Origin of the sequence: Sphaerobacter sp. (assembly GCF_019683595.1) — a bacterium.
Lineage (GTDB): Bacteria > Chloroflexota > Chloroflexia > Thermomicrobiales > Thermomicrobiaceae > Sphaerobacter.
In genome coordinates, this window is the sequence record NZ_JADGHZ010000076.1 from 1 (window position 1) to 15472 (window position 15472).

Consider the following 15472-nt stretch of genomic DNA (forward strand, 5'->3'; position numbering starts at 1 on the left):
ACCCCGCGCCGGGGTTGGCTGGGGGGCGGGGTTTTTTTTAAACCCCCCCGCGCCCCCACCGCCCCCCCGCCCACCCAAATGCACGTCCAGAAAAGGAGCCAGTGGCGATGGCGATTCGCACGCTCGACGACCTCGACGTGGCGGGCAAGCGTGTCCTCGTCCGCGTCGACTACAACGTGCCGCTCGACGACGGACGTATCACCGACGACACCCGTATCCGTGCGACGCTCCCGACGATCCAGGCGCTGCGGGAGCGCGGGGCGGCGATCATCCTCGTCTCGCATCTTGGCCGGCCGAAGGGGAAGGTCCGCGACGAGTTGCGGCTCGCGCCGGTCGCGGCCCGGCTCGGTGAGCTGCTGGGCCAGCCGGTGAAGTACGCGCGCGACGTCGTGGGGCCGGAGGCGCAGGCGATGGCCGCCTCGCTGCAGCCGGGCGAGGTCGGGCTGCTCGAGAATGTGCGCTTCGAGCCGGGTGAGGAGGCGAACGACGCCGACTTCGCCCGGCAGTTGGCAAGCCTGGCCGACTGTTACGTGAACGATGCCTTCGGCGCAGCGCACCGCGCTCACGCGTCGACGACGGCCGTGGCGGACCTGCTGCCGTCAGCGGCGGGCTTGCTGATGCAGCGCGAGATCGCGGCTCTGACCAAGGTGCTGGAGTCGCCCGAGCACCCGGCGGCGCTGATCCTCGGTGGGGCCAAGGTGTCGGACAAGGTGGGGGTCATCGAGCACCTGCTCGACCGCGTTGATCTGCTGCTGCTCGGCGGCGGAATGGCAAACACCTTCCTCAAGGCGGAGGGTTTGCCCGTCGGCCGGTCGCTGGTCGAGGACGACAAGCTCGACGTTGCCCGGGCGACGCTGGATCGCGCCCGCGAACGTGGGGTCACCGTGCTCCTGCCGGTGGACGTGGTGGTCGCGCCCCGGCTGGAAAACGACGCGCCCACGCGGGTCGTCCCAGTCGAACAGGTTGGGGACGACGATGCGATCTACGACATCGGACCCCAGACGGTGGCACGGTTCGCGGAGGCGCTGCGGTCGGCTCGGACGGTCGTGTGGAACGGGCCGATGGGTGTCTTCGAAGTACCGGCCTTTGCGTCTGGGACGCGCGGGGTGGCCGAGGCCGTCGCATCCTGTGATGGCTTCACGCTGATCGGCGGTGGCGATTCCGTCGCAGCGGTCGAGCAGATGGACCTGGCGGACCGCATCTCGCACATCTCGACGGGCGGTGGGGCGTCGCTCGAATTCCTGGAAGGGAAAGACCTGCCGGGCGTGGCCGTACTACGGAAGAAGGATTGACGAGGCGCGCATGCGGAAGCCGATCGTTGCCGGCAACTGGAAGATGAACACCTCCCTCGAGGAGGCGCGGGCGCTCGCCGGGGAGCTGCGGTCGACGCTGTCCCCATACTCGACGGTCGAGCGTGTGCTCATTCCTCCGTTTCCCTGGATCGTCCCGCTGGCGGAGATCCTCGATGGGAGCGATCTCGTCCTCGGTGCGCAGGACTGCGCCGTGGAGGACCAGGGCGCCTTCACGGGCGAGGTGTCTGCGCGCATGCTGGCCCCGCTCTGCCGGTACATCATCGTGGGACACAGCGAGCGGCGGCACATCATCGGGGAAACCGACGAGGTCGTCGCGGCGAAGCTCCGCGCGGTGCTCCGAAACGGTGCCCGACCGATTCTGTGCGTCGGAGAGCTGCTCGAAGAGCGGGAACGCGGCGAAGCGCGGGCGGTCGTGGAGCGGCAACTCCAGAGCGCCTTCGACAGGGTCGAGGCGGACGACGTGCTTCGTACCGTCATCGCGTACGAGCCGGTGTGGGCCATCGGCACCGGCCGGGCGGCAACACCCGAGGACGCGCGCGAAATGGCGAACTGGATCCGTGAGGTGCTAGCGCGCTACGTTGGCGCGGAGTCAGCGAACCAGATTCGGGTTCAGTACGGCGGAAGTGTCAATGCTGAGAACGCAGCCGGGTTCCTCTCGTTGCCGGAGATCGACGGCGCCCTCGTGGGCGGCGCGAGCTTGAAGGCGGACCAGTTTACGCAGATCGTGGAGCGAGCCGCTGCAATCCGGCTTTGATAGTAGGTATTGCCCGGTGCTATAGTTGCCGTCCGGCGGGTGGGGACACACGTGGAGGCTCGCGCATGGAAATAGCACTGTATCTCGCAACGATCCTCGTCTCGATCGTCCTGATGCTGGTCGTTCTCCTTCAGTCGAAGGGGTCCGCCTTCAGCGGCGCCTTCGGCGGCGATGCGTCGTCGATCTACCGGACGCGGCGCGGCCTGGAGCGGACACTCTTCCAGTTCACCATCGTGGTTGCCGCCGTCTGGGTGGTTCTGGCGATCGTGTCCAGCTACTACTTCTCGTAGCACCCGGGCGTGCGCGGTCAGATCCCTCGATCCTCCCACCGCCGGCGACTCGGGCCTGCGGCGCTGGTCGTGGGTCTGGTGGTCGTCGTCGTGGCGGCCGGCGTCGGCCTGTTCATCCGCTATGGGGATAGAGGCGAGCCCGCGACGGTCGAAGCGCCGGTGACGCCGGCGTTCGGCGGTACCTACGTCGAAGGGGCTATCGGCGCTCCGTCGACCCTCAACCCGTTGCTGGCTCGAACCCAGTCCGAGCAGGATCTCGCGCGGCTGCTGTTCCGCGGCCTCACGCGCGTCGATGGCTCGGGCACCGCTCAGCCGGACCTGGCTGCATCCTGGAGCGTCTCCGACGACGGTCGCACCTACACGTTCACGCTCCGGAACGACGCCCGTTGGCACGACGGGGAGCCGGTAACGGCACAGGACGTCCGGTTCACCGTGGGCCTGGTCCAGGATCCGGAATTTCCGGGCGATGAAGCGCTCGCTCGCTTCTGGCGCGGGGTGGTGGTCTCGGTTCCGTCGGACGACACGGTCGTCTTTGAGCTCCTGGAGCCGTTCGCGGCGTTCCCGACGTATGCCGCGTTGCCGATCGTCCCCAAGCACCTCCTAGGCGGGGTGCTCGCGCGGGATCTCGCTGAAGATCCGTTCGCGTCACAGCCGGTGGGGAGTGGCCCGTTCCGGTTCGACTCCCGGCTGGATGACGGGCAGGTGGTGGAGATCACGCTCCGGGCGAACGAGAACTTCCCCAGCGGGCGGCCCTACCTCGATCAGGTCGTGTTCCGGTACTACGAGGACGTGGAGCACCTCCTAGAGGCGCTGCGCGACGGGTCGGTGCAGGGGACCGGAGCCGTGCCTGCCGAACAACTTCTGCTGCGGGGCGCGCTTCCCAAGGGCGCGGTCGTCTACGCCTCGCCGATGCCCGGGTACACGGCGCTCTTCTTCAACATGCGGGACCCATTGTTTGCCAGCGCAGACGTCCGCCGCGCCATCGACCTGGCCCTGGACCGAGAGCGGATCGTGAAGGGACCGCTGGACGGGCGCGCGGAGATCGGGTCCGGCCCGATCCCCGTGACGTCCTGGGCGTACAACCCGCCCGGGCTGGTGCACGATCCGCAGGCGGCGAAGGATCTCCTGGAGGCCGCCGGGTGGACCGATGCGGACGGCGATGGGGTCCGTGAACGTGGCGCGTCGCGCCTGAGTTTCACGCTGCTTGTGAACAACGACGACCCGGAACGGGTTGCAGTCGCCCAGGAGATCGTGGATGAACTGCGGCAGATCGGCGTGCAGGCGTTGGTGCAGGCCATGCCGGCGCCAGAGGTGTCCAGCGCGCTGGCGAGCCGGCAGTTTTCCGCGGCACTCTTCGGCTGGCACAGTGCGACCGGTGACCCGGATTGCTACCAGCTCTGGCATTCGGCGTTCGCCGACGAGGGGCTCAACTTCACCGGATGGCGCAACCAAGAGGTGGATACGCTGCTGACTGAGGCTCGGCAGACGACGGAGCAAGACAAGCGCCGGGAGTTCTACGAACGTTTCCAGGCGATCTTCGCCGAGCAGGTGCCCGCGATCCCGCTGTACTACCCGCGCTACTATTTCGCGGTCCAGGCGGACGTCCATGGGGTGGAGCCCGTGCCCATCATTCGACCGAGCGACCGTCTCGACGGCTTGGTCCGATGGTTTGTGCAGACAGGTGGAGCGGCAACCGCAACGCCGTGAGAGGGGGGAGACCGGAACCAGGCAGCGAATTGCCAAGATCCGATTGGTTTGTGCATAGCGGCCTGCGGTATAATCCCGGCGCCGGAGAGCGAGGCCGGGAGCGCGAATGGAGGGACCTCAACATGCCGTCACTAGGCTGGCAAGAACTGCTGCTGATCTTGCTGATCGTCATCATCATCTTCGGAGCGGGTAAGCTGCCGGAGATCGGTGGGGCGCTCGGTCGTGGGATCAAGGAATTCCGCCAGGCAACCCGGGACGAATCCGAAGAGCACGAGGAGACGACGACGGAGACCGCGGCGCGCGAGCCGGCTCCGAAGGATCTCTCCTAGGATCGGCGTCACCACACAGGAATGCAATGGCAGTCCCGGGCTCCGACCCGGGATTGTGCTTTTGGGACCGCGCAGGAGGGATTGCGACCAGACAATGGCTGCCGCTCGGTGGCGATCTCGTGCCTGCACGAGATGCCACCCATCCTGAGGATCACCGTTCGCCCGGATCAGGGGCGGTTCGAGCGGGAGTCCTCGCGGAAGAACCCAACGATGCTCTCCTGAGTGCCAGCGCCGTCGATGATCTCGATAAACGTGATCCGCGTCCAGGGGTAGACGAACGCGGTGGCGCCGTCGCTGACGAAGGTCAGGGAGCGGCCGTCGCGACTGCGCGGGTTGCGCAGCACGATGAAGTTGTCCTTCGGGTCCGGCATCTCCTCCATCTCGGCGACGAAGGGCTCTTCGTTGTGTAGGTGGACGACAACCCTGATCGACATCCTGACCTCGCTATTCTTCCTGGTGGCTCCTCAGGCCCGTAGGCCATAAATGCGGCCGTCCAGGCAGCCGATGATGACCATTCCGCGCGTGACGGCGGGGGTCGAGGCGATCGGACCGCCTAGACGCTGCGTCCAAAGCGTCTGCCCGTCGTCGAGCTGCACGCAGACGACGTAGCCATCCACGGTGCCGACGTAACCCCGCGCGCCGTCGATGGCAACGCTCGACGTAATCTGGTTGGCGATTTGCTGCGACCAGAGCAGGGTACCGTCTTTACGCTCCAGGGCGTAGAGTGCCCCATCCGTCGACCCGATTACGACGAGGTCGCCCGCGATGCGCGGGGAGGCGATGATCGGCCGCGATGTCTGAAAGGCCCAGCGCCGCGTCCCGCTGTCGAAGTCGACCCCGTAGATCACGCCGTCCGTACCGCCGACCACCACGATGTTGCCGCTTGCGGCCGGTGACGAGAGCACCGGCCGGCCCAACTGAGTTCGCCAGCGCAGATGGCCGTCGGTGGCCGAATAGCAGTAGAGCGAGCCGTCGTCGGAACCGACGATCACCCGGTCGTCGACCACGAGCGGGGAGGAGCGCACCGGCCCCCAGGTGCGCTGCCGCCAGAGGAGGTGGCCCTGCTCCAGGTCCAGGCAGTAGCAATAGCCGTCGTCCGAGCCGACGACGATCGCATCCCCGTAGGCTGCGGCCGACGACCGCACCGGCATGGCGGTACGGAAGGACCAGATGAGCCGTCCGGAAACGGCGCGCAAGGCGTAGACGGTGTGGTCCTCCGTCCCCACGATCACCAGGTCACCCTGGACGAGCGGGCGGGCGACGATACCCCGGTTGGCGCGGAAGCGCCAGAGAATCCCGCCGTCCTGGGGATTGAGGGCGTACAGGTGCTGGTCGTACGAGCCAATGTACGCGGTGGTGCCCGCCACGGCCGCAGTGCCGCGAACCTCGTCGCCTGTCTGCACCGTCCAGACGATCCGCTCCGCCACCGCTGTCGGCGCGGTGTCGGCGCGCGGCGTCTCCGTCTCCTGCCTCGTGGGGGCCACCGTGGAGGTGATGGTCGGGGGCGTGCCGGACTCCGACACGCGGGCGCGTCGGTCGCGGATTTCGATGACCGCCTGCGCCATGGCCGCGGCCGATGGGAATCGATCCGCGGGGGTGTAGGCGACGGCGCGGAGGATTACCTCCTCGAACTCAGGGCTGAGCTCGGGGTTGAGTTCCCGCGGCGGCCGCTGGGCGAACGTGAAGGGAGGCTCGGACCGCGGGTCGGAGGCGGTCGCCAGGTGGTGGAGCGTTGCGCCCAGGGCGTAGATGTCGCCGCGCGGCTCGGCGATACCCCGGTACTGCTCCGGTGGGGCGTAGCCCTCGGTGCCGATCATCGTTCCTCGCTGCAGTGGCTGGAACGTCCGGGCGATGCCGAAGTCGATCAAGGTGATGGCCCCGTCGTTCCGGAGCATGATGTTGGACGGTTTCAAGTCGCGGAAGACGATCGGCTCCGGCTGCTGCTCGTGGAGATAGGCGAGGACGTCGAGAATCTGGAGCGTCCAGTCGAGCAGCGTGTCTTCGGGAACCGGCTCCTGCTTGCTCGCGATCATGCGCTCGAGGTCGGTCCCCTCGATGAACTCCAGCACCAGATAGATGAGCCCGCCGACGGTGAAGTAGTCGTAGATCTTGGGGATGGCAGGGTGGCTGAGCGTCGCCAGGAGCGCCGCCTCGCGCTCGAAGTTGGCAAGCTGGAGCATGCGGGTCCGGTCGTCCGGCGCGCGGGTGAACATCTCTTTGACGGCACAGAGCCGCTCGACCTGGCTGAAGCGGAGATCACGAGCGACGTAGACCGTGCTCATCCCGCCCTGGCCGCAGACCCGGAGGATCTCGTACCGGCCTTCGAGGATGGTCCCGGCTGGGAGGGCGTCTCGGTAGCGCTGCGAGCGAGCAATCTCGGCCACGACCGCGACCCTTTCGGCGACTTCTGCCCATGGTCGGATCCCGCAGCGTCGTCGTGACCGCGGGGACGGGGCGATTGCGTACCCTCATTATCGCAAGGCCGAGCGGGGCACGGCCCGTACTGCGGTCCTATTTCCGGGCTGGGGGCGGCGGACGGGCGATGTATAATCGAGCCGAGGGACCGAGTCGCATCCTCGCGGGCGACCGAACGTCGGAGGACCAGTGCTGAAACCTGTTTCGTCCCGTTCCGCCTCCGGGCATCCCGATGCCGTTAACGTTGACGAGGAGGTGGATGCGGTTCCGCCTCAGGAGCGGAGCGGTGCGACGCGCAAGTCGCTCGTCTGGGAGCTGGTCGAAACGCTCCTGCTGGCCCTGCTCATCTTCGTGGCCGTGCGCAGTGTCGTCTTGAACTACCGCGTGGACGGCAGCAGCATGGAGCCGAACCTCCACGACCGCGAGATGCTCATCGTCAACCGGCGGGAGTACTTCCACATCGACCTCAACGCGCTGGCCGCCTGGATTCCGGGGGTCGACGTGAAGGGAACCCGTGAGTGGTACCTGTTCCGCCCGCCGCAGCGGGGTGACGTGGTCGTCTTTCACCCGCCGGTGGGTGGATCCGAACCGTTCATCAAGCGGATCATCGGCCTGCCGGGTGACGAGGTGGTCATTCGAGACGGCGCGGTGTACATCAACGGCAAGCGCCTCGAAGAGCCCTACCTCAAGGGCCCGACACTCTGGGGCGGTCTGCTCGAGGAGCCGATGGTGGTGCAGCCGGGCCACGTCATCGTGCTGGGTGACAACCGCAACAACAGCAGCGACTCGCGCGTCTTCGGCCAGGTGTCGATGGATCAAATCATCGGTAAGGCGTGGATCGCGTACTGGCCCCCTGGCCAGATGCAGGTGCTTCCCCAGCCGGCCTATGCGTTCCATTGACGGCCTACTGATCGCCGAGCGGCGGTAGCGTTCTCAGGGCGGCGATAGTAGAATCGACGAAGCACGTCTCTCGCGATCATGGTCGCGTGTCGATGCATTCTTGGGGACGGTCCAGGTGCGTGGCCGCGCGCGCGAGGAAGGTACGGCACCATGATTGAGACGGTGGTTGAGAGCATCCGCGTCAGCCTGGTGACGCAGCACCGGGTGGTGATCCTCAAGGAAGTGGCAGGCGAGCGGCACCTGCCGATCTGGATTGGCCCGTTCGAGGCCGAGGCGATCGCCATGGAGTTGCAGGGGGTGCCTGCCGCGCGTCCCCTCCCGTACGACCTGCTCAAGCGGATTGTCACCGATATGGGCGGCGTCGTGCGTGAGATCCAGGTGACCGATCTGTCGCAGGATGTCTTCTACGCCCGGATCATGATCGAGCAGAACGGCCGAATGCTCGAGATCGACAGCCGGCCGAGCGACGCCATCGCGTTGGCGGTGCGCACCAAGGTGCCGATCCTGGTCGACGAGGCCGTGATGGACCGGGCGGGGGTCAAACTGGAAGCGGAAGGCGAGGCCGACGAGCCAGAGGTGCCGCCGCAGGAGCGGTCCAGCGAGTCCACGGTGTCGGAAGCCGACCTGTCGGTTTTCCGTGAGTTCATTAACTCGTTGGATCTCGACGACTTCGACCGGCGACGAGACCACTGAGAGTCGGTACCCGTGAGTAGAGAGCCAGACCACATTGAGGTCCGACGGATCGTCCTGTCGGTGTTAGAAGAATGCTCGCAGTGCCACTATCCCCACTCGCTCGACGACTTCCAGGTCGTGGGGCGTCGTGATGGCCTGTGGGTGCTGCGCGTGCACTGCACGGCGTGTCACGCGGAGGTGTACGTCGCGGCCGTGGTTGGCGAGGCGGGGTTCGACATCGCGGAAACCGATGGGATCGACTGGCTCGACGCGAACGACCTCGCGGTCGAGGCCGAGATCGAGGAAACGATCGAGGACGAGCCCGAGCCGGTGACCGTCGACGACGTGCTCGACATGCACGAGTTCCTTGAGACCTTCGACGGCGATTTTCACGCTCTCTTCGCGCGACGCCGGCGTTAGTCGTCCCCGCCCACCCCAACGGCGCTCCACGGACAGGGAGCGATCACAGAAGGTGATGGGCCGATTCCGTGAATCAAGACCAGTCTGCCACCTCCCGATCTGAGCTCCAGGAAGAGGCGCTCAGCCATATCGATGCGCTGTACCGCACCGCATACCGTATGACCGGGAATGCCATGGACGCGGAGGACCTCGTCCAGGAGACGTACCTGCGGGCGTTTCGGTCGCTCCACCAGTTCCGGCCGGGAACGAACCTGCGTGCCTGGTTGTTCAAGATCCTGACGAACGCGTTCATCAACGACTACCGAAAGCGTTCGCGGCGGCCGAGGAGCACATCGCTGGACAACGTAGAGGACTACTACCTGTACTCGCACCTAATCGACTCCGGCATCCAGCCGGCCAGCTCGCGCCCGGAAGACGAAGTCCTGGCGAACATTCCCGACGAGGCGGTGATCGCCGCGCTGGATTCCCTCCCCGACGAGTTCCGCCAGGTCGTGCTCCTGGCCGATGTGGAAGGCTTTTCGTACCGGGAGATCGCCGACATCATGAGTACGCCGGTCGGCACGGTGATGTCCCGCCTGCATCGAGCTCGACGACGCCTGCAGAGCGCGATCTTGCAGGCGTACACCGCGGCTCCGTGTTCCGTCGGTTCCGATGGAGATGCGTGCGATGCTCGACTGCGATGAGGTAATGGAACGGTTGTATCAGTTCCTCGACCGCGAGTTGAGCGAGGCGGAGCTGGCGGAGGTTCGCGCCCACCTCGACGCCTGCCCGCCGTGCCGCGATCGGTTCACGTTCGAACAGAACGTGCTCCGGCGGGTCGGTACGTGCTGCCGGCAACTCAGCGCGCCGCCGTCGCTGGTCGAGAAAGTCCGGCGGATGTGCGATCAGTGAGCGCTGGCCCGCCGCCGGCGACGGGCCAGCGCGTCCTCCGGGAAGCGGACGAGTTCATGGTGGATCGAGGGGCAACGCACGTTGTGCTCGTCGATCTTGCGGTTGATCTCCCGAGCGGCCTGGACGTAACGCTGCTCCAGCCGGTCGAGGATCGCGCGGTCCCCCGGCCGGCGTGGATCCAGGGTCGCCGCCTGCTCGTCGTACTCCCGTAGCGCGGCGAGTACCCGCGGCCGCTCCGCATGGATCTCCTTGCGCAGTTGGAGCCAGTCGGGGAGCAGGTCGTTCTCGCGGAGCAGATGGTTGGCCAGCCACTCCGGCCCGGAGCCGGGGTCGAGCTTGAGCGGCTTGCCCTGCCCACGCAGGTTCTTGAAAAGCCCCTTCTCGTTGGCTTCCTCGACGCGATTTTCAATGAGCTGATCCCACCACCACATGGCGTGCTGTGTCCCTGTCCAGTGCGCTCGGTCAGATCGGCTCAAGTCTAGCAGCCATCAGGGAGAGTTGCCCGGTCGGCAAGCGTTGTACGGCCCCGAAGCCGTTGTTATACTCGCCGGAGGGATTGTGCGCTCTCCGCCCACGTGGACGGAGGCTTGAGAGGACGGCGAGTTGGCCCACGCAACACACACGGACGGCGAGCTGGACCTCGAACCGCTGAAGCGGATTCTCGAGCGCGACTTCCGCTACGACACGCATCAGGATGCCGAGGAGTTGATCCTCGGGGCCTGCCAGGAGGCCCAGAACCTGTATGGCTGGGTGCCCCAGCCGGCGGCGCAAGCCATTGCCGACCACCTGGGCGTCAGTGTCAACCGGGTGTACGCCCTTCTCACGTTCTACGCCGACTTCCGAACTGAGCCGCCGGGGAAGCATTTCCTGCTCCTGTGCCACGGGACGGCCTGCTATGTGATGGGCTCCCAGCGCCTGATCGACACGCTGCGGGACGAATACGGCATCACCAACGGTGAGGTGACGCGCGACGGCGAGTTGACGCTGCAGGTGGTCAACGGCTGCCTCGGTGTTTGCGATCTCGCCCCGGTCATCCAGGTCGACCACCACACCTACTGCGGGCGCCTGACGCCGGATCGCCTGCGCGAAACCCTGGAAGCCTTGAAGCGCGGCGAACCCCTGGAGGAGCGTAATGAAACTGACTGACCGGGCCGCGTTCGAGCAGTACGTCGCGGAGGCCCAGCGGCGCTGGGCGGAGCGCACCGCAGGCGACCGCTGGGTCGTGAGCGTGGGCATTAGCGAGTGCAGTATCGCGAAGGGCGCGAGGCAAACGCTGGACCACCTGCGGCTTGCGCTGGAGCAGGCGGGCATTCAGGCCGAGGTGCGGCAGGTCGGTTGCGCCGGCTGGTGCTGGGCCGAGCCCTACGTTGAAGTGCAGGCGCCCGGTGCGCCGCCGGTCATCTACCAGAAAATCACGACCGACAAGGTGCCGGAGCTGGTCGATGCCATGAAGCGGGGGGACGTCAAGGCCGATTGGGCGCTCGGCGTCCGCGCGGATCAGCCGTTCGAAGGTGTCCCACCGCTGAACGAGCACCCCTTCCTCGCCGGCCAGCGCCGGGTCCTGATGGCCGATTGGGGGATCATCGACCCCGAGTCGATCGAAGACTACATCGCCCGTGGCGGCTACCAGGCGTGGATCAAGGCGATCTTCGACATGACGCCCGAGGAGGTCGTCAACGAGGTCAAGATCTCCAACGTGCGCGGCCGCGGCGGCGCGGGCTTCCCGGCCGGGATCAAGTGGGAAAGCGGCCGGCGCACTCAGGCGTGGCCCAAGTACGTCATCGCTAACAGCCACGAGGGCGAGCCGAACGTCTTCAAGGATCGCCGGATGCTCGAGAGCAACCCGCATCTGGTCCTCGAAGGGATCATGATCGGGTGCTACGCGCTCGAGACTCCTCACGGGTACAACTACGTGGGGGGTGAGCACAAGCTGGCGATCGAGCGCTTCCGCAAGGCGGTGGATCAGGCCTATGAGCTGGGCCTGCTCGGCGACAACGTGCTCGGGAGTGGCGTGAGCTGCCACATCCGGGTGCGCACCGGTGGCGGCGCGTACATCTGCGGCGAGGGTTCGGCGCTGATGTACTCGGTCATGGGCCAGCGGGGTCAGCCGCGGACCAAGCCGCCGCGCTCCGTCGAAGAGGGCGTGTGGAAGCGCCCGACGGTGCTGAATAATACCGAAACGTTCGCCAACATCCCGGGCATCATCCGGAACGGCGGCGCGTGGTACGCCGCGATGGGCACGGAGAAGAGCACCGGCACCAAGCTCATCACGATGCAGGGACCGGTGCAGCGCATCGGCGTGGTCGAAATCGAGATGGGCATGCCGATGCGTGAGTTGATCTTCGGCCTCTTCGGCGGCATGCGGGAGGGGCACGTTTTCAAGGGCGTCCAGACGGGCGGTGTCTCCGCCGGCCCGCTGCGTGAGGAGCAGCTCGACGTCCCGGTGGACTTCGATTCGCTGACGCCCTTGGGCGGCATGCTCGGCTCGGGCGGGTTCGTCGTCTTCGACCAGTCGGTCTGCGCGGTGGACTTCGCGCGCTACCTCCAGGAGTTCAACCGCTACGAGTCGTGCGCCAAGTGCGTGCCCTGCCGGCTCGGCAACCCCGCGCTGGTGGAGATCATCGAGCGTATCCGCCTTGGACACGCGCGGCCGGGGGACCTGACGCTCATCGAGGAAACCAGCCGCCCCATCATCGATCTCTCGCTGTGTGGTCTGGGGCAGGTCGCGCCGATGCCAACGCTGGGGATGATCCGCGCGTTCCCCGAGGATTTCGCGGCGCACATCGACGAGCACCGGTGCCCCGCAGGGGTCTGCCCGGTGGATGCGGCTGCGCCAGCCGCAACTGCCGCGGGGGACTAGCGCACGAGAAGCGATATCGCAGCGATTCCGAGCATCAGCGCCCGCCGGTTTGTGCGCCGACGGGCGTTTTCGTGTGCTCGCCGGCCGACGGGTTTAGCGAGAGGTAGACGGCCGCCCCGAGCACCAGCGCCGCGCCTGCGATCTGGAAGGGGTGCAAGCGCTGGTCAAGGACCAGCCACGCCAGGACGATCGCGAACACCGGCTCGACCGTCGCCAGGATCGACGCCGTGCTCGGGCGCAACATGCTGAGCCCCCACGTGTAGAGCGCGACCGGCACGACGGTCACGGCGAGCGCGGGCCAGAGCGCGATCTTCAGGAGCAGCGAGGGCTCCGGGAGCGTCGTGCCGGAGACGATCAGCTTGACCGGGATGAGGCAGAGCGCGCCGATCCCCATGCCGAACACCATCACCGTGAGCGGCGGGACCGACTCCATGGCGCGCTTGCCGAAGAGGCTCATGCTGCCGTAGGTCACGCCCGAGAGCAGCCCAGCGGCGACGCCCTTCGGGGTCAGGTCGCCCGCGCCGCGCAGGATGTCGGCGACGAGGACTGCGCCAACCAGGGTCGCGCCGAGGGCGAGCGTCGCGGTACGGGTCACTCGGTATCCGAGGAAGACGTGCTCGCCCAGGGCGACCCAGGCTGGTGCGGTGTAGAGGAGCACCGTGGCGACAGGCACGCTCGACCAGTGATAGGCGTAGATGAGCACGATGTAGAACACGCCGAAGCTGATCACGCCGGTGCCGAGGATGCTGGCGCGGGCGGCACGCGGCACCCGCAATGCGTCCCGCCGCCGCAGCAGCGCATACGCGAGCACCACGAGCGCCGCGATGCCGAGGCGCAGCGTCACCATCGTCATGCGGTCGGTGCCGCCGTCGCGCAGCAGGACCTCGTACGAGATCCCGAGCGTGCTCCAGAGACTCGCCGCAGCGATAACGGCGAGTGACGGTCCAAGCCCGCGCGGGCGGGCCATGCTGTCAGAGGGTGATCGTCTGGCCACGTCCCGACCGCTCGGCTGCGGTGACCGCGTAGCGGGCGACGATCACGTCCTGCACCGCGTTCCCCACCGACTTGAAGAAGGTCACCTGCTCCGGGCTGGTGCGCCGTTCCGCGCTACCGTCGACCACGTGCCCGAGCTCGACGCGCACCGCGTCGCGGGAGATCAGCCCCGCATCGATGGCCTTCAACAGGTCGCCCGCCTCGGCCATCGCCGCGTCGACCGCGTCCACCACGAGGTAGCTGCGCGCGACGGTATCAGGCGGGATCTCCTGCATCTCGGGGGTGAAGGCACCGATGGCGTTGATGTGTGTGCCGAGCCGGACGTCGGCGTCGGCGAAAACGGGCTGGCGTGCGGTGGTCGCGGTGCAGATCACGTCGGATTCAGCCACGGCGCGGTGTACGTCGTCGACGGGCACGACCTTATCGGCCAGCGCCGGGTCATAGGCGCGTAGCCGATCGGCGAACGAGGCGGCTGCGTCGGCGTTCACGTCGAACACGTTGACGCGCTCGATCGGCCGCACCGTCGCGACGGCCCAGGCCTGTGTGAGCCCCTGGACACCGGCGCCGATCACCGTGAGAACGTGGCTGTCGGGGCGAGCCAGCAGGTCCGTGGCCGCGCCCGAGACGGCACCGGTGCGAAGCGCGGTGATGAAGGTGCCGTCGAGGAGCGCGAGCGGCTCGCCGGTCTCGGTGCTGGTCAGGAGCACGACGGCGTGGATGGTCGGCTTGCCTTGCTGGGGGTTGCGCGGGAAGACCGAGACGATCTTGACCCCGAGTCCCTCTGCGGACGGGACGTGGGCAGGCATGAAGAGGGTCACGCCCTCGTGCTCCGAGACTTCGAGCGGGATCCGTAGCGGTGACTCCGTACGCCCCGCCGAGAGCTCCGCGAAGACTTGCTTCATCAGGTCGATCGCGGTGCGCATCGGCACCAGTTCCTGCACGTCAGCGGCTGTGAGTACCAACATCCCAGCACCTCCCCGAGACTAGCGTCGTCATGGCGGACCTGGCCGCAGCAGTGTAGCATGCGGTCGCGAAAGGTGGTGACGATGCGCGACGCTGGTCACGATGCGGTTGTGGTCGGTTCCGGGCCGAACGGGCTGGCCGCCGCCATCACGCTGGCGCGAGCCGGCCGCTCGGTGGTGGTCTACGAGGCTGCGACCACCTGGGGCGGCGGCCTGCGCACCGAAGAGCTGACCCTGCCGGGATTTCGCCACGACGTGTGCGCGACCGCGTTCCCGCTGGCTGCTGCGTCACCATTCTTCCGCCAGCTCTCGCTTGAAGACTACGGACTGTCCTGGGTGCACCCAGATGCGCCGCTGGCGCACCCGCTGGACGACGGCACCGCGGTGGTGCTGGAGCGGTCGGTGGCGGCCACAGCGGCGGGGCTCGGGTCGGACGGCGCCGCCTGGGAGCGGATCTTCGGTGCCCTTTCGGCGCGGGCGGAGATGCTCGCTCACGATCTGCTCGGTCCGCTCCGCGTGCCGCGGCACCCGGTCGCGCTCGCCCGCTTCGGTGTGCTGGGGTTGCTCCCCGCCCGGACGTTGGCGCGGACCGTCTTCAGCGGGGAGCGTGCCCGTGCCCTGTTCGCCGGGCTGGCCGCACACTCGATGCTTGCGCTGGACCAGCCGGTCAGCGCGGCGATCGGTCTAGTGCTCGGGATGTACGCTCACGCCGTCGGCTGGCCGTTCGTCCGCGGTGGTGCGCAGGCGCTGGCCGATGCCCTCGTCGCGTGCCTGCGGGCGGCCGGCGGTGACGTCGTGACCAACCATCCGGTGGAATCCGTTGATGCGCTACCCGCGGCGCGTCAGGTGCTGCTCGACCTGACGCCGCGCCAGGTGGTGGCGCTTGCCGGGGAGCGGCTGCGTCCCCGCGCGCGCCCAAGACTCCGGCGGGACCGGTAAGGTGCTGGGGGGGTGAAAGTTGGCTGG

At 67.4% G+C, this 15472-nt stretch carries 18 protein-coding genes; 13 read left to right on the forward strand and 5 right to left on the reverse strand.

The annotated features are described in order from the left end of the window. Nucleotides 1–107: 107 nt before the first annotated feature. From IRZ30_RS09610 to tatA, 5 genes are all read left to right on the forward strand, one after another. A complete protein-coding gene (locus IRZ30_RS09610; protein WP_294084772.1) occupies nucleotides 108–1292 on the forward strand; it encodes a phosphoglycerate kinase in 1185 nt (394 codons plus the stop codon). Between the two features lie 10 nt (nucleotides 1293–1302). Then, entirely contained in the window at nucleotides 1303–2067 is a 765-nt protein-coding gene (gene tpiA, locus IRZ30_RS09615) for a triose-phosphate isomerase (RefSeq protein ID WP_294084773.1), read from the forward strand. A 65-nt stretch (nucleotides 2068–2132) separates the two neighbouring features. Continuing rightward, nucleotides 2133–2357 (forward strand): preprotein translocase subunit SecG, encoded by a 225-nt coding sequence (secG, locus tag IRZ30_RS09620; RefSeq protein WP_294084774.1) that lies wholly within the window; start codon nucleotides 2133–2135, stop codon nucleotides 2355–2357. 9 nt (nucleotides 2358–2366) lie between these two features. Then, a complete protein-coding gene (locus IRZ30_RS09625; protein WP_294084775.1) occupies nucleotides 2367–4064 on the forward strand; it encodes a peptide ABC transporter substrate-binding protein in 1698 nt (565 codons plus the stop codon). A gap of 122 nt (nucleotides 4065–4186) precedes the next feature. Continuing rightward, the gene (gene tatA, locus IRZ30_RS09630) at nucleotides 4187–4393 is read left to right on the forward strand and encodes a twin-arginine translocase TatA/TatE family subunit (RefSeq protein ID WP_294084776.1); all 207 of its coding nucleotides are present in this window, start codon (nucleotides 4187–4189) and stop codon (nucleotides 4391–4393) included. A gap of 167 nt (nucleotides 4394–4560) precedes the next feature. Here tatA and IRZ30_RS09635 read toward each other — a convergent pair whose 3' ends face one another. Beyond that, nucleotides 4561–4827 carry a hypothetical protein gene (locus IRZ30_RS09635; RefSeq protein WP_294084777.1) on the reverse strand — a complete coding sequence of 89 codons (267 nt, stop codon included), beginning with the start codon at nucleotides 4825–4827 and terminating at the stop codon, nucleotides 4561–4563. 30 nt (nucleotides 4828–4857) lie between these two features. Further along, entirely contained in the window at nucleotides 4858–6777 is a 1920-nt protein-coding gene (locus IRZ30_RS09640) for a serine/threonine-protein kinase (protein ID WP_294084778.1), read from the reverse strand. A 286-nt stretch (nucleotides 6778–7063) separates the two neighbouring features. Here IRZ30_RS09640 and lepB point away from each other — a divergent pair, with 286 nt between their 5' ends. From lepB to rsrA, 5 genes are all read left to right on the forward strand, one after another. Then, entirely contained in the window at nucleotides 7064–7708 is a 645-nt protein-coding gene (gene lepB / locus IRZ30_RS09645) for a signal peptidase I (RefSeq protein WP_294084779.1), read from the forward strand. A gap of 150 nt (nucleotides 7709–7858) precedes the next feature. Then, complete coding sequence (locus IRZ30_RS09650) at nucleotides 7859–8401, forward strand: bifunctional nuclease family protein (protein ID WP_294084780.1); 543 nt, start codon at nucleotides 7859–7861, stop codon at nucleotides 8399–8401. Between the two features lie 12 nt (nucleotides 8402–8413). Then, nucleotides 8414–8800 (forward strand): hypothetical protein, encoded by a 387-nt coding sequence (locus tag IRZ30_RS09655; protein ID WP_294084781.1) that lies wholly within the window; start codon nucleotides 8414–8416, stop codon nucleotides 8798–8800. A 68-nt stretch (nucleotides 8801–8868) separates the two neighbouring features. After that, nucleotides 8869–9483: a sigma-70 family RNA polymerase sigma factor gene (locus IRZ30_RS09660; RefSeq protein ID WP_294084782.1), complete on the forward strand. Its 615-nt coding sequence runs from the start codon at nucleotides 8869–8871 to the stop codon at nucleotides 9481–9483. Further along, nucleotides 9467–9691 carry a mycothiol system anti-sigma-R factor gene (gene rsrA / locus IRZ30_RS09665; protein WP_294084783.1) on the forward strand — a complete coding sequence of 75 codons (225 nt, stop codon included), beginning with the start codon at nucleotides 9467–9469 and terminating at the stop codon, nucleotides 9689–9691. Before IRZ30_RS09660 ends, rsrA begins: the two co-directional genes overlap by 17 nt. Here the strand turns inward: rsrA and IRZ30_RS09670 are convergent. Next, nucleotides 9685–10122: a DUF1992 domain-containing protein gene (locus tag IRZ30_RS09670; RefSeq protein WP_294084784.1), complete on the reverse strand. Its 438-nt coding sequence runs from the start codon at nucleotides 10120–10122 to the stop codon at nucleotides 9685–9687. The two genes, rsrA and IRZ30_RS09670, sit on opposite strands and share 7 nt — an antisense overlap. A gap of 172 nt (nucleotides 10123–10294) precedes the next feature. Here IRZ30_RS09670 and IRZ30_RS09675 point away from each other — a divergent pair, with 172 nt between their 5' ends. Both IRZ30_RS09675 and IRZ30_RS09680 read left to right on the forward strand, forming a co-directional pair. After that, nucleotides 10295–10837 carry an NAD(P)H-dependent oxidoreductase subunit E gene (locus IRZ30_RS09675; RefSeq protein WP_294084785.1) on the forward strand — a complete coding sequence of 181 codons (543 nt, stop codon included), beginning with the start codon at nucleotides 10295–10297 and terminating at the stop codon, nucleotides 10835–10837. After that, the gene (locus IRZ30_RS09680; protein ID WP_294084786.1) at nucleotides 10824–12551 is read left to right on the forward strand and encodes an NADH-ubiquinone oxidoreductase-F iron-sulfur binding region domain-containing protein; all 1728 of its coding nucleotides are present in this window, start codon (nucleotides 10824–10826) and stop codon (nucleotides 12549–12551) included. The genes IRZ30_RS09675 and IRZ30_RS09680 overlap by 14 nt, the downstream gene beginning before the upstream one ends. A gap of 34 nt (nucleotides 12552–12585) precedes the next feature. On the opposite strand, the gene IRZ30_RS09685 is transcribed toward IRZ30_RS09680, so the two are convergent. Both IRZ30_RS09685 and IRZ30_RS09690 read right to left on the reverse strand, forming a co-directional pair. After that, complete coding sequence (locus IRZ30_RS09685; RefSeq protein WP_294084787.1) at nucleotides 12586–13545, reverse strand: EamA family transporter; 960 nt, start codon at nucleotides 13543–13545, stop codon at nucleotides 12586–12588. Beyond that, on the reverse strand, nucleotides 13523–14509 hold the full coding sequence (locus IRZ30_RS09690; protein ID WP_294084788.1) for an ornithine cyclodeaminase: 987 nt from the start codon (nucleotides 14507–14509) through the stop codon (nucleotides 13523–13525). The genes IRZ30_RS09685 and IRZ30_RS09690 overlap by 23 nt, the downstream gene beginning before the upstream one ends. 81 nt (nucleotides 14510–14590) lie before the next feature. Here IRZ30_RS09690 and IRZ30_RS09695 point away from each other — a divergent pair, with 81 nt between their 5' ends. Next, nucleotides 14591–15445, forward strand: coding sequence for an NAD(P)/FAD-dependent oxidoreductase (locus tag IRZ30_RS09695; protein ID WP_294084789.1), 855 nt, complete (start codon nucleotides 14591–14593; stop codon nucleotides 15443–15445). Nucleotides 15446–15472 lie beyond the last annotated feature (27 nt).